General features: G+C 70.3%; 11 protein-coding genes. 4 read left to right on the top strand and 7 right to left on the bottom strand.

All coding sequences use genetic code 11. The features are described from left to right. Window positions 1-30 precede the first annotated feature (30 nt). The 6 genes from VKT83_01395 to VKT83_01370 all read right to left on the bottom strand — a co-directional run bounded on the left by VKT83_01395 (window position 31) and on the right by VKT83_01370 (window position 6,115). A complete protein-coding gene (locus tag VKT83_01395) occupies window positions 31-1,065 on the bottom strand; it encodes an ABC transporter substrate-binding protein (GenBank protein ID HLY21101.1) in 1,035 nt (344 codons plus the stop codon). A 36-nt stretch (window positions 1,066-1,101) separates the two neighbouring features. After that, window positions 1,102-1,485 (bottom strand): VOC family protein, encoded by a 384-nt coding sequence (locus tag VKT83_01390; protein ID HLY21100.1) that lies wholly within the window; start codon window positions 1,483-1,485, stop codon window positions 1,102-1,104. A 15-nt stretch (window positions 1,486-1,500) separates the two neighbouring features. Further along, on the bottom strand, window positions 1,501-3,843 hold the full coding sequence (locus VKT83_01385) for a xanthine dehydrogenase family protein molybdopterin-binding subunit (protein HLY21099.1): 2,343 nt from the start codon (window positions 3,841-3,843) through the stop codon (window positions 1,501-1,503). Between the two features lie 138 nt (window positions 3,844-3,981). Then, the gene (locus tag VKT83_01380) at window positions 3,982-4,707 is read right to left on the bottom strand and encodes a cytochrome c biogenesis protein CcdA (protein ID HLY21098.1); all 726 of its coding nucleotides are present in this window, start codon (window positions 4,705-4,707) and stop codon (window positions 3,982-3,984) included. Window positions 4,708-4,716: 9 nt separating this feature from the next. Continuing rightward, window positions 4,717-5,265, bottom strand: coding sequence for a TlpA disulfide reductase family protein (locus VKT83_01375; GenBank protein HLY21097.1), 549 nt, complete (start codon window positions 5,263-5,265; stop codon window positions 4,717-4,719). 4 nt (window positions 5,266-5,269) lie between these two features. Then, entirely contained in the window at window positions 5,270-6,115 is an 846-nt protein-coding gene (locus VKT83_01370) for an enoyl-CoA hydratase (protein ID HLY21096.1), read from the bottom strand. A 511-nt stretch (window positions 6,116-6,626) separates the two neighbouring features. Here VKT83_01370 and VKT83_01365 point away from each other — a divergent pair. From VKT83_01365 to VKT83_01355, 3 genes are read left to right on the top strand one after another with little or no spacing between them, the layout of a single operon-like run. Continuing rightward, window positions 6,627-8,402, top strand: coding sequence for a sensor histidine kinase (locus VKT83_01365; GenBank protein ID HLY21095.1), 1,776 nt, complete (start codon window positions 6,627-6,629; stop codon window positions 8,400-8,402). Between the two features lie 13 nt (window positions 8,403-8,415). Next, on the top strand, window positions 8,416-9,087 hold the full coding sequence (locus VKT83_01360) for a response regulator transcription factor (GenBank protein ID HLY21094.1): 672 nt from the start codon (window positions 8,416-8,418) through the stop codon (window positions 9,085-9,087). 18 nt (window positions 9,088-9,105) lie between these two features. Further along, window positions 9,106-11,148, top strand: coding sequence for an acetoacetate--CoA ligase (locus tag VKT83_01355; protein ID HLY21093.1), 2,043 nt, complete (start codon window positions 9,106-9,108; stop codon window positions 11,146-11,148). A gap of 9 nt (window positions 11,149-11,157) precedes the next feature. Here the strand turns inward: VKT83_01355 and VKT83_01350 are convergent, their stop codons facing one another. Continuing rightward, window positions 11,158-11,844, bottom strand: coding sequence for a YbhB/YbcL family Raf kinase inhibitor-like protein (locus VKT83_01350; protein HLY21092.1), 687 nt, complete (start codon window positions 11,842-11,844; stop codon window positions 11,158-11,160). Window positions 11,845-12,019: 175 nt separating this feature from the next. Between VKT83_01350 and VKT83_01345 the strand changes: the two genes are divergently transcribed. Then, on the top strand, window positions 12,020-12,403 hold the full coding sequence (locus VKT83_01345) for an STAS domain-containing protein (GenBank protein ID HLY21091.1): 384 nt from the start codon (window positions 12,020-12,022) through the stop codon (window positions 12,401-12,403). Window position 12,404: the final 1 nt, after the last annotated feature.

Genomic DNA, 12,404 nt, shown 5'->3' with positions numbered 1-12,404 from the left:
CCGCGGCCTGCGATGGCGGCAGCCCGAGGCCTACTCGCAGCCCTCGGGAACGGGGATCGCGCCGCCGGCCTTGGCGAGCGCTTCGTTGGCGATGCCCATATCCACGATCTGGCGGGCATCGTAGACGTTCCGGAGGTTGCCGCCCTGATGCTCGAACTGCGTCGTCCAGTCGAGCCGTTTGAGATCGAGGCCGAGGTTGCGGGCCCAGATGCAGCCGGTGACGATCTTGCCGTAAGCGTAGGCGACGTCCTCGGGATCCTCGTGTGTGATGTCCGTGATCGCCTTGATCGCCTCGACGCGATGCGTGTACGCGTACCGCACCGCGAGGATGGTCGCCGCCGTCATGTCGACCACGGCCCCGCGGTGCGCCTGCACCCAGGGCCGGAGCCCGCAGTAGACATTGTACTCATAGTCCGGCAGTGCCTTGTACAAGTCGTACAGCACGTGGAACCCTCGTTGGGTCCGCAGGACCTTGCTCGCCTGCTCCAGGTGGAACAGCGCCGTGTCGTTCTGTCCTGTAACCAGCGCCGCCACGCGGCCGGCCGTCGTCGTCGGCACGAAGTTCACGTCTTCGGCCCGCAGGCCCGCCGTCGCCAGGATGGCGCGGTTCATCCGGTCGATGATCCCGCCCGGGGCGCCCGAGAGCCCCATCTTGCGTCCCTTGAGGTCTTGGAGCGTCTTAATGGTGTCGCGCGCGACCAGGACGAAGTCGGTCCGCGGCGCCGGGGCGTAAAATGCCGCGATCTGGACGCCGTTCCCGTTGGCGACCTGACAGTCGATCAGCCCGACGTTGACGCCGCCTGCGATCGCGGCGGTCAGCGCCCGCGTGGAGCCGTCGAAGTCGAGCACGGACAGGTCCACGTTGAACTTGTCCATGAACCCGAACGCCTTCGCCAATTCCACGGGTGAGTGCACCACGTTCGGGGGAGCCGTCGGCTGTCCGAAGATGACCTTGTCGCGCGGACCCGGCGGCGGGAACTGGGGGGCCGCGGTCCCGGGCGGGACGGCGGCGGCGCCGAGCATCGCAACCACCAACGCGGTGATGAGTGCCAGATGCCGTTTCATCCCCCACCCCCAATTGGTCGCCCGGCGGCCACGGCTTCAGCGCTCGCTCTTATGTACGACCTCGAACGAATACCCGTCGGGGTCGAATACATCGGCGGCATAGTATCCCGGATAGTATTCCAGGCGTGCGCGGGGAGAAATGTTGTCCCTGGCGCCAGCGGACATGGCGGCCTCGTAGAATTCATCGACCTTTTTTCTATTTTCGGCCGCGAAACCCCAGTGAATGGCTGTTGGATCAGGCTTCCCTTGCTTTATCCAGAAGATCGCCTTCTTGCCGTCACCAAATCCCCACAGATCGGGATGACCGTCTTCGCCCTTGTACGGCATGAAGAATTTGATATGAAGCGGCCTCAAGGCCGCCTCATAGAAGGCCAGCGAACGTTTGATATCGCTGACGGTTAGAATAATGTGGTCGAGCATCGTTCTCTCCCCCGCTCAGCGTTCATGGAAACTCTCGCCTGCGGGGCTCTTCGCGTCCCGAATCGCCCGCCAGATCCGTTCGGGCCGCAGCGGCAGGTCGAGGTGGCGGATGCCGAGCGGCGCCAGGGCATCCATCACCGCGTTCGCCACCGCCGGAGGCGCGGCGATCGCCCCCGCCTCGCCGACGCCTTTGGCGCCGAGCGGATTGAACGGCGACAGGGTCTCGACGAACACACCGTGCACCGCCGGCGTGTTTGCCGCCCGCGGCATCGCATATTCCCCGAAGGTCGTCGTGAGCGGCTGGCCCGTCTCGTCGAAGACCGACTCCTCCAGCAGCGCCTCGCCGATCCCCTGCGCGACGGCGCCGATGACCTGCGCCTCGGCAAGGAACGGATTGACGATCCGGCCGCCGTCGTCGACGGCAACGAGCGCCAGGATGCGAACAGCGCCCGTTTCGGGTTCGACTTCAACCACCGCGACGTAGGCGCCGGACGGGAACACCGGGCTCGGAAGCGAGAACGTCGCCGAGGCATCGAGCCCCAACTCCATGTCGCGCGGCAGGCGGCCCGGCTGGTACGCCGCCGCCGCCACCTCGGCGAAGGAGACGCCGCGGGAGGCCGCGCCGCGAACGGCGTAGCGGTCTCCGTCGCGGACGAGATCGGTCGGCGCGGCCTCGAGCAGGTGGGCCGCGATCCTGGTGGCTTTGTCCTGGACCTTCTGCGCCGCGACCCACAGCGCGGAGCCGCCGACCGTGATGGACCGGCTGCCGAACGTGCCCATCCCGCGGGGGACCACGGCGGAATCGCCGTGCTCGACCGTGATCGCCTCGGGCGGCACGCCGAGGGCGTCGGCCGCGATCTGCGCAAACGTCGTCTCGTGGCCCTGCCCCTGCGGCGTCGACCCGATGCGCACGACGACGCGGCCGTCGGGCGCGACGGTCAGCGCCGCGGCTTCCCACAGGCCGGTGCCGGCGCGCTCGACGTAGGCGGCGACGCCGATGCCGAGGAGCCGTCCCTCGGCGCGCGCGCGCGCCTGCTCCCGCCGCCAGCGCGCGTATCCGATCGCCTCGAGTCCGCGGTCCAGGCACAACTCGTACTGGCCGGAGTCGTACACCCAGCCGAGGGGCGTGCGGTACGGAAACCGGTCGGGGGCGATGAAGTTGCGCCGCCGGATCTCGATAGGATCGACGCCCGTCTCGCGCGCCGCCAGATCGACGAGGCGCTCCATGATGTACACCGCTTCCGGCCGTCCCGCGCCGCGGTACGGCCCGGTGGGCGGCTTGGTCGTCGCGACGCCGATCAGTTCGACGTCCGCGGCGGGCGTCGTGTAGGTGTTCACCATCAAAATCGCCGCGGTCAGCGGCACGGTCGTCGTCGCCGGGTACATGTAGGCGCCGAGATCGGCGAGCACGCGCGCGCGCAGGGCGAGGAACCGGCCGTCCGCATCGAGCGCCAGTTCCGCGTCGGCGTCGATGCCGCGCGCCTGGTAGTTCGAGAGAAAGTTCTCGCGGCGCGTCTCCATCCACTTGACCGGGCGGCGGAGATCCATCGCCAGGAGCGCCGCGACGGCGACCTCGGGCGCGGGACTCCCCTTCACCCCGAAGCCGCCTCCGACGTCGGGCACGATGATCCGGAGGCGGTCTTCCGGCCGCTTGAGCACCCTGCTCAACTGGGCGAGCGGCCGGTGCGGATCCTGCGTGGAGCACCACACCGTGAGGACGTCCGTGCCGGGGTCATAGGCCGCGGCTCCGCCCCGCGGCTCCATCGGCGCGCCGGCCATACGCGGAATCTGAAACCGCGCCCGCACGACGTGGGCCGCGGACGCCATCGCCGCGTCGACGTCGCCGTGCGTGCGGCGCCAGCGGAGGAGCGCGTTGTCCGGCGCCGCGTCGTGCACCGCGACGGGTCCGCCGAGCGCCGCGCGCAGGTCGGTGACCGCCGGCAGGTCCTCGTACGCCACCTCCACGAGGGCCGCGGCGTCGAGCGCGGCCGCCAGCGTCTCCGCGGCGATCGCGACCACCGGCTCGCCGGCGTATCGGACGGTGCCGGTCGCGAGCGCGCGGAGCGGCACGGCCGTTACCTTCGCGCCCTCCTGGACGTTGACCGGGAAGCCCTCGGTGCGGCCGGCCAGGTCGGCCCCGGTGACGACCGCCAGCACGCCCGGCGCCCGGCGCGCCGCCTCCGTCGAGATGTGGCGGATGCGCGCGTGGGCGACGGGACTTCGAACAACGGCGAGGTGGGCCGCGCCCGGCAGCACGAGGTCGTCGACGTAGTGGGCGAGGCCGCGAATCGGCCGCAGCGTCTCGCGCGCCCGCACGCTCTTCCCGATCCACGACGTGGCCGCGGGCTCAAACTTCATGGTTGCCGGTCGCACGTCGGCCGGCGCGGACGCGCCTGCCGAGCGATCATCGGTCACTGCGGCCCCCTTGTTCCGACCGGGTCGCCCACACGCTATGGCTACGAAGCGACGGGCGGTGAGTCCTTTGCTGCGGGGGGCTTAGAGCGCGGGCCGGACCGGAAACACTTGAAGGATCCACGCGTTGAGGCGGTAGATCCAATCGAACAGCAGCGCCGCGCCCATCACGACGAGGAACGCCCCGCCGGTGACTTCGATCGCGTGCGCGTAGCGCCCGATCGCGCGCAGTGCGCCGAACGCGCTCGTGAGCAGCGCGGCGGTGACGAGAAACGGCAGCCCCAAACCGAGGGAATACGCGAAAAGCAGCAGCGCGCCGTCGGCGGCACGGGCGGTGGTTGCGGCCAGCGTGAGGATGGCCCCGAGCACCGGTCCGACGCAGGGCGTCCAGGCGAAGCCGAACGCCATGCCGACGAGCACGATCCCGGCGAGTCCCGCCGGCCGCTCCGCAACGGCAAAGCGCCGCTCGCGGGACAGCCCCGGCACGCGAATCACGCCCAGCATGATGAGGCCGAACACGATGACGACGGCACCGCCGAGGCGGCCGAGAAGCTCCCGATTGCCGAGGATGAAGCCGCCGGCCAGAGACGCCGACGCCCCGAGTCCGGTGAACACGAGGGAGAATCCGAGCACGAACAGGAGCGTCGTCCCAACGACGCGCCAGACGTGCCGGCGCCGCTCCGCCGCTCCGACCTCGAGCAGCGACACGCCGGACACAAAGGACAGATAGCCGGGAATGAGCGGCACGATGCACGGAGAGAAGAACCCGAGTACCCCCGCGAGAAAAGCGATCAGCAAAGAGAGATGCATCGGCCGCCGCTACCGCTCCGCCAGCGTGTCAATCGTGGTGCGCAGTTCGGCCTGGCTCGCCGGGCCGTATTCATGACGAACCAGCACGCCCGCTCGCGAAATCAGGGCCCAGTACGGCTGATACGTGAACCCGTAGGCCTTCGCCACGCGTCCGTCCGCATCGTAGGCGTTCGGAAACGTGAGATGATAGCGCGCGACGAACCCCCGACAGGCCTCCCGGCCGTCAAGCAGCCCGATACCGAGCATCGCCACGCCCTTGGCCTTGGCCTCGCCGTACGCCCGTTCCCATCCCGGGGCCTCGCCGTTGCAGGTCGGGCACCACGGCGCCCAAAACAGCAGGATCACCGGCTTTCCTTTATATGCGCCGAGACCGGTGGTGCCCCCGCCGAGCAGCGGCAGGCGGAAGTCCGGCGCGCGAACGGCCGCCTGGGCGGCCCGAAGCGAGAAGCCGGCCGGCTCTAATTTCATGGCTGCCGACGGAAGATCGCCCGGCAGGCAGATGCCCACGATCGTGCCGATTGCGATCCCCGCCGCCAGCGCGGCGGCCCGTCGCGTCACAGCGCTAATGGCGCCACCGCGGCGGGCGCTTTTCGAGAAACGCCCGCATCCCCTCTTGCGCGTCCGGCGCCAGCGCGTTCTCGACCATCACCTTTTGGGCGACCGCGTAGGCCTCCGGCCGGTCCTTGGCGATCTGCTGATAGAAGCCCCGCTTGCCGATGGCGAGCGTATAGGCGCTCGCCGCGATCACCTGCCGGGCGAGGGCCATCGTCTCTTCCTCGAGCCGGTCTGCGGGAACGATCCGGTTGACCAGATCGGCCCGCCGGGCCTCCTCGGCGCTGATCGGCGTGCCGGTGAGCAGCATTTCCATTGCTTTGCGCGGCCCGACCGCGCGCGCGACCGCCACCCCGGGGGTCGTGCAGAAGAGACCGTTCTTGACTCCGGGGGTGGCGAACGTGGCGTTCTCCGACGCCACCACGAGATCGCACGTCGCGACCAGCTGGCACCCGGCCGCGGTGGCGAGCGCGTGCACCTGCGCGATCACCGGCTTCGGAAGCATCCGCACGGTCTCCATCACGTCGGTACAGACGTCGAAGAGCGCGGAGACGTCCGCCTCCGGCTGTCCGACGAGCTCGCGAAGGTCGTGGCCGGAACTGAAGACCGGCCCGACCGCGCGGATGACGACGGCGCGGACCTGGTCGTCGGCCGCCGCCCGGTCGAGGGACCGCTTCAGGTCCTGGAGCATCGCGCGCGAGAGCGCGTTGCGCCGCTCGGGATGATTGAGGGTGAGCACGGCCACCCCGTCTCTGACCTCGTAGAGCAGGAGCGGCTTCTCCGCCGTTCTACCGTCTTCGCGGGGCGGGGTAGCGTGCCGCGGGGTGGCGTGCCCATGCTCGACCGGCGAATCCATGCTCATCACCTCCTCTCGGAACAACGTTGGGCGGACGACGGGGCATTCCTTCTGTGTGTCGTGCCCATAAACGCAGCCGGCCGGCGCTCTGTGAGCGCCGGCCGGCAAACGGACCGAGCCTCGTTTCCCCCCGTTACGAGGCCCGGCCTGACAGTCTCCGTCTCGACAAGTGGTGGAGGTTATGCCGGCGGGTAGCAGCGAGTCGAAGGAACCCCATAAACCCTACCGACAGCAAGGCGAACGGTACTCCGTAGATGATCGTCAGCATCACTCGGTCCGTGCTCCTCAACATCTCACCGCGACTCTACCAGCAGCGGGCTCCGGAGATAATCGGGCGAGGGCCCTATTGGGGCCGAAATCGGGTCTGGACCCGATGCGGCCAAAGGGCCCGCCGGGCGAGCCGGGGGGCGCGAGGGTCCCCTCCGCTCCGGCCGGAGATTATTCCGGGCTGCGGCGGGGAATGAAGCGGTTAGAAGGGTCCCTGGGACCTGACGGGGGTGGCGGACTGGGCATGCCGGTCCTCATGCTGGATTTTGCCGTGGGAATCCATGTCGCCATCGTGCTGCTGCTCCTCGGCAAGTACGTGGAGACCCGCCTATCGTACGTGATCTGGTGGACTGCCGGCACCGCCGCGCTGGCGGCGCGGTCGGCGACCGAACTGGCGCTCGTATCGAGGGCCGTGCCGGCGCCGTTCGCCCTCGTTCCGAGTATTCTGATCCTCGCCGCGGCCGGCTGCTTTCTCACCGGGTCGGTCGCGCGCGACCCCAACGCCCGGGACACCGTGCTGCTCGGCGCCATCGGCTACGGCGGCCTGTTGACGGCCGCCGCTCTGTTCATCGCGCTGGGCCCCGGACATGCGGGCGCGGCGCGCGCCGTCGCGGGGCTCGCTGCGGCGTTCGCGTTCGTCCTCGCGGGCCGCGGCTACTACCATGCGGAGGGGACGGCCGGCGACACCGCTATCCGGCTGATCTTCATCGCGCTCGTCGCGATCGGCATCAACTTCGCCGGCTGGTCGTTCCTTCCACGCACGACCGCCGACGCCGGCATCTCGGAGCTGATCGGCGCGGTCTGCGCGGCGACCTTCGGCACGGGCGTGCAGCTGCGGTCGCTCGAACGGCAGCGTTCGCTCGAAGTGATGAGCGGCATCAGCGCGGCGCTGCACCAGGCCGGCCACGTGAGCGACATGCTGACCGACGTACTGCGGGCCACCGGTGTGATGGTGCAGTCGCATTCGGGCTGGGTGTTCCTCGAGCGCGGCGGCCGGTACGAGACCGCGGCCGCCTTCGGGCTCTCGGGTCCCCTCGCCCGCAACGGCCAGGGAGCGGCAACGGGCTCGTGCCGGTGCCTCGAGCTCCTCCGCGCCGGACGGCTGCCCGCGCAGGGCAGCGTGGTGGACTGCGACCGTTTCACCAGTACGGGCACGACACTGCGCCACGCGAGCGTGCCCCTCCGCAGCGCTCGTACCGCCGGCGTGCTCAACCTCGTCCTACCGTCCGGCCGGCTGTCGACGCGGCGGGAGCTGTCGTTGATATCCGCGATCGGCGCGCAGGTCAGCCTCGCGATGGACAAAGCGCAGCTGCTCGACGAGCTGCGCGACAAGGAATTCGACCGCACCGACCTGATCCGCCGGCTCCTCAGCGCGCAGGAGGACGAGCGCAAGCGCATCGCGCGAGAACTGCACGACGAGGCCGGCCAGTCCCTCGCCGGTCTGATGCTGGAGCTCGAGGCGGCGCGGCTCGAGAACGCCCGCGGCACGCCGGTGACCCAGGAAACGCTCGCGCGCCTCCGCCGTCTCGCGGCGCGGACGGTGGAAGCGGTCCGGGGGCTGATCTACGACCTTCGGCCCGCGGTTCTCGACGATCTCGGCCTTGTGCCGGCGCTGCGGTGGTATACGCAGAGCCAGATCGCCTCCCGCGGGCTCGAGGTCACCCTAAGCGAACGGCTCGGCAGCGGGCGCCTCGACCCGACGCTCGAGACAACGGTGTTCCGAATCGCCCAGGAGGCGCTGTGGAACGCCGTCAAGCACGCCGGCGCCTCCCGGGTGGACGTGGACCTGTCCCGCACCGGCGACCGCCTGCTGATGCGGATTCGGGACAACGGGCGGGGGCTCACGGCCGGGGCCGCGCCCCCGGAGCGGCGCGGCCGTGTCGGCGTGGGCCTCGGCGGCATGGTGGAGCGCGCCGCCGCTCTCGGCGGGACGGTGCGGATCGCCTCGCGGCCCGAGGGCGGGACCGAGGTCGTGGCCGAGTTTCCCGCGGTTGTGGCCAGCCGCGGACAGACCGCGTGACGGACCGGGCGTGATGAACGGCGAGGCGGGGGGCGGCAAGATCAGAGTGCTGCTCGCGGACGACCACGCGATCGTCCGGGAGGGCGTCAAGCGCATCCTCGCCGGCGAGCCCGACATCGAGGTCATCGGCGAAGCGTCGGACGGCGCCGAGGCGGTCGCCCTGGCCAAGCAGCTGCGCCCCACAGTCGCGGTGCTTGACATCAGCATGCCGCGGCTCGACGGCATCGAGGCGACGCGCCAGATTCGCGCCGCGCTGCCCGAGACGCATACGATCGCGCTGACCATGCACGCCGACGACAGCTACGTGTTCCAATTGATCAAGGCGGGATCGTCCGGCTGCGTGCTCAAGCACGACGCGGCGCCCGACCTGATCGAAGCGATCCGATCCGCGGCGCGCGGGGAGGCGTTCCTCTACTCGCAGACGGCCACCGCGGTCGCCGAGGACTACCTCACGCGTGTCGAGAGCGGCGAGAACCGGGAGACGTACGACGGCCTCACCGCCCGCGAGAAGGAAATCCTTACGCTGATCGCCCACGGCGCCACCAACCAGGAGATCGGCAAGCAGCTGTTTATCAGCGTCAAGACGGTCCAAACGCACCGCGCCCACATCCTCGAGAAACTGGAGCTCCACGACCGCACGCAGCTCGTCCGCTACGCGATCCGCAAGGGGCTGATCGAAGCCTAGTCGAACCCGCTCCACACGATGCGCCGCCCTGCCGGCCGGCACCCGGCCGGCCGCCACGTCATCAACGCCGCGCCCGTCGCCGAAGGCACCGTGCTGTGGGAACCGACGGCGGAGGTTCGCGCGCGCGCCGAAATCACGCGGTACCTCGCGTGGCTGCGCGAGACGCGCGGCCTCGTCTTCGATTCCTACGACGCCCTCTGGCAGTGGAGCGTCCGGGACATCGCGGCATTTTGGGAGTCGATCTGGGACTTCTTCGAGGTGCGGGGCGCGCGGGTGCCGGGCGCGATCCTCGAGCGGGGGCGCGGCGCCGAAGGCGCGCGGTGGTTTCCCGGCGCCACGCTCAACTTTGCCGAGCGGGCCCTCCGGCACCGCGGCGGCGCGCCGGCCGTGCTCGCCTACTCCGAAACGCGGCCGCCGCGCACGCTGACCCGTGACGACCTCGGGCGCGACGTGGCCGCGGCCGCGGCGGGCCTGCGGCGGCTCGGCGTGCGGCGCGGCGACCGCGTCGCGGCGTACCTGCCCAACGGGCCCGAGGCCGCGGTGGCGCTGCTGGCGTCGGCCGGGCTCGGGGCGATCTGGTCGAGCTGCCCGCCGGAGTTCGGCACTCGCAGCGTCGTCGACCGCTTCCGGCAGATCGAGCCGCGCGTGCTGCTCGCCGTCGACGGCTACCGGTACAACGGCCGCGGCTACGATCGCATGGACGCGGTGCGCGAGATCGCCGCGGCGCTCCCTACGCTGGAGGCCGTGGTCGTCGTCCCGTATCTCAACGAGCGGGCGGATCTCACCGGACTGCACGGCGCGCGGCCGTGGGCCGACGTGATGACCCGGGCGGCGGGCGACTTCACCCCCGAGCCGGTGCCCTTCGACCATCCGCTGTGGATCCTCTACTCCTCGGGGACGACCGGGCTGCCGAAGGGCATCATGCACGGGCACGGGGGCGTGCTGCTCGAGCAGCTGAAGTGGCTCGCGCTCCACGCGGACGTGCGGCCGGACGACCGCTTCTTCTGGTTCTCGACGACCGGATGGATGATGTGGAACGTCGTCGTCGCGAGTCTGCTGGTCGGCGCGACGGCGATCCTGTACGACGGCAGCCCGGCCTACCCGGATCTCGGCGCGCTATGGCGGCTCGCAGCGGACGCCGGCATGACGTATTTCGGGACGAGCGCACCGTTTCTGCTGTCCTGCATGAAGGCCGGGCTCGAGCCGGGGAAAACGTTCGACCTGTCCCGCCTCCGCGGCGTGGGGTCAACCGGCGCGCCGCTCACTCCGGAAGGCTTCGCCTGGGTGTACGAACACGTGAGCCCGTCGCTGCTGCTCGGCTCGGCCAGCGGCGGAACGGATGTGGCGACGGCCTTCGTGCTGTCCTGCCCGCTCCTCCCGGTGCGCGCCGGCGAGATTCAGTGCCGCGGCCTCGGCGCGAAGGTGGAGGCGTGGGACGAGCACGGCCGGCCCGTGATCGACGAGGTCGGCGAGCTCGTCATCACCGAACCGATGCCGTCGATGCCGGTCGGCTTCTGGAACGATCCCGGCGGCGCGCGCTACCACGAAAGCTATTTCGAGCGCTTCGCGGGCGTGTGGCGCCACGGTGACTGGATCAAGATCATGCCGCGCGGCAGCTGCGTGATCTACGGCCGGTCGGACTCCACCCTGAATCGGGCAGGCGTGCGGATGGGCACAAGCGAGTTCTATCGGGTCGTGGAGGAGCTGCCCGAAGTGCTCGACAGCCTCGTCATCGACACCGGCGAGCTCGGCCGCGAGGGCCGGCTGCTGCTCTTCGTGGTCGTCAAAGACGGCGCGGCCCTCGACGATCGGCTGCGGGCGGCGATCCGGGACCGCCTGCGGGCCCAGCTTTCGCCCCGCCACGTGCCCGACGAGATCCATCAGGTCGCGGAGGTGCCCCGGACGCTGAACGGCAAGAAGCTCGAAGTTCCGGTCAAGCGCATCCTGGCGGGCGCACCGCCCGATCGCGCCGCCAGCCGGGACGCGCTCGCCAACCCGTCGGCCTTCGACGCGTTTGTCCGCCTCGCCGAAGAGCGAACGCCGCCCGCGTCCGGCGCGTAGCCCGGCCGGCTAGCGGGGCAGCGTTCGCGCGACGGCCGGATTGAGCGCGTAGAGGCCCACGACCTCGCCTTGGGCCAGCACGTGGCCCCCGATCGCGTTCCGGACATCGGACCCGGTGAAGCCGGCCGCAAGCGGCGGATGCGCGATGTCGAGCGCGTACACCTGAAAGTGATAGTGGTGCGCGATCGCGTCGTTCCACGGCGGGCAGGGTCCATCGTAGCCCGCGCGTCCGTCGCCGAAGTCGTTGAGCCCCCGCGCGCCGTGGCCCGTCGGCCCCGCGGGCTTGGCCGCGGAGCCGTTCGAGTCCTCGCCTTCCGCGAGCGCCGTCCTCGACGGCGGGATATCGACGAGCACCCAATGATAAAACGGACGCCGCTTGACGCCCGCGGGAATCACCCGGCCCTCTTTGTCGGCATCGGTGAACGCCGCCGGCACGTCCGGGTCGACCGCGAGGATCGCGTACGACGCCGTCCCGGCCGGGCCGTGGGACCATGAGATCTGCGGACTGACGTTCGGGCCGGGTGCGGTGCGGCCCGCCGCCGCCGCGACGCAAAAGCCGTAGATCGGCGGGATCACGCGGCCCGTCTGGAAGCTGTCTACGGTAACGCTCAACGCCGCCGCCCCCGCGGCGGGCGCCGGAGGCGCGGCGGCGAGCAAAACGGCCGTCAAACCCAGAAACACGATCGATCGGGCCATGACCGACCTTCCCGAGGGTACGCCGCGCACCGGCTTTCGGCTCTCGGCGGCCGGGATTCCTTCCCGTCACCGGCGCGTTAGCCTCTTATGGAACATCCGCGCGGCGTTTATGCGTGTAAGGAGCACGGGTATATCCAAAACCGGGACAACTATGAGAGCGCAGGCGAAGGTCACGGTGCACCAGCCACCGCGCGCCACGGTGGCCCGCGTAGAGGGCGATCTCGATCTGGTCAGTCTGCCCCAAGTCGAGCGGGAGCTGCGGGCGGCCGCGACGGAGTTCACGTCCCAAACGCTGCTTGCCGTCGATGTCACCGGCGTCACCTACCTCAACAGCGCCGCGATCCGTCTCTTATATGACCTGGCGGAGGATCTCCGCGCGCGACGGCGCCAGCTCCGGCTCGTCATGTCGTCCGACGCCCCGCTTCGCGCGCTCTTCCGGCGCCTGCGGTTCGATACCGTGATTCCCGTGCACGACACCGTTGATGACGCGATCGCCGAGTCGGGTTCCGACGCACCGTGGGGCCGCGGCGGCGGCGATCGCCCGAACGGATCTGGCTAGC

This window comes from bacterium, from assembly GCA_035308905.1.
Taxonomy (GTDB): domain Bacteria; phylum Sysuimicrobiota; class Sysuimicrobiia; order Sysuimicrobiales; family Segetimicrobiaceae; genus DASSJF01.
The sequence above is the reverse complement of the archived record's forward strand: the minus strand, read 5'-3'. Positions and strand labels throughout refer to the sequence as shown.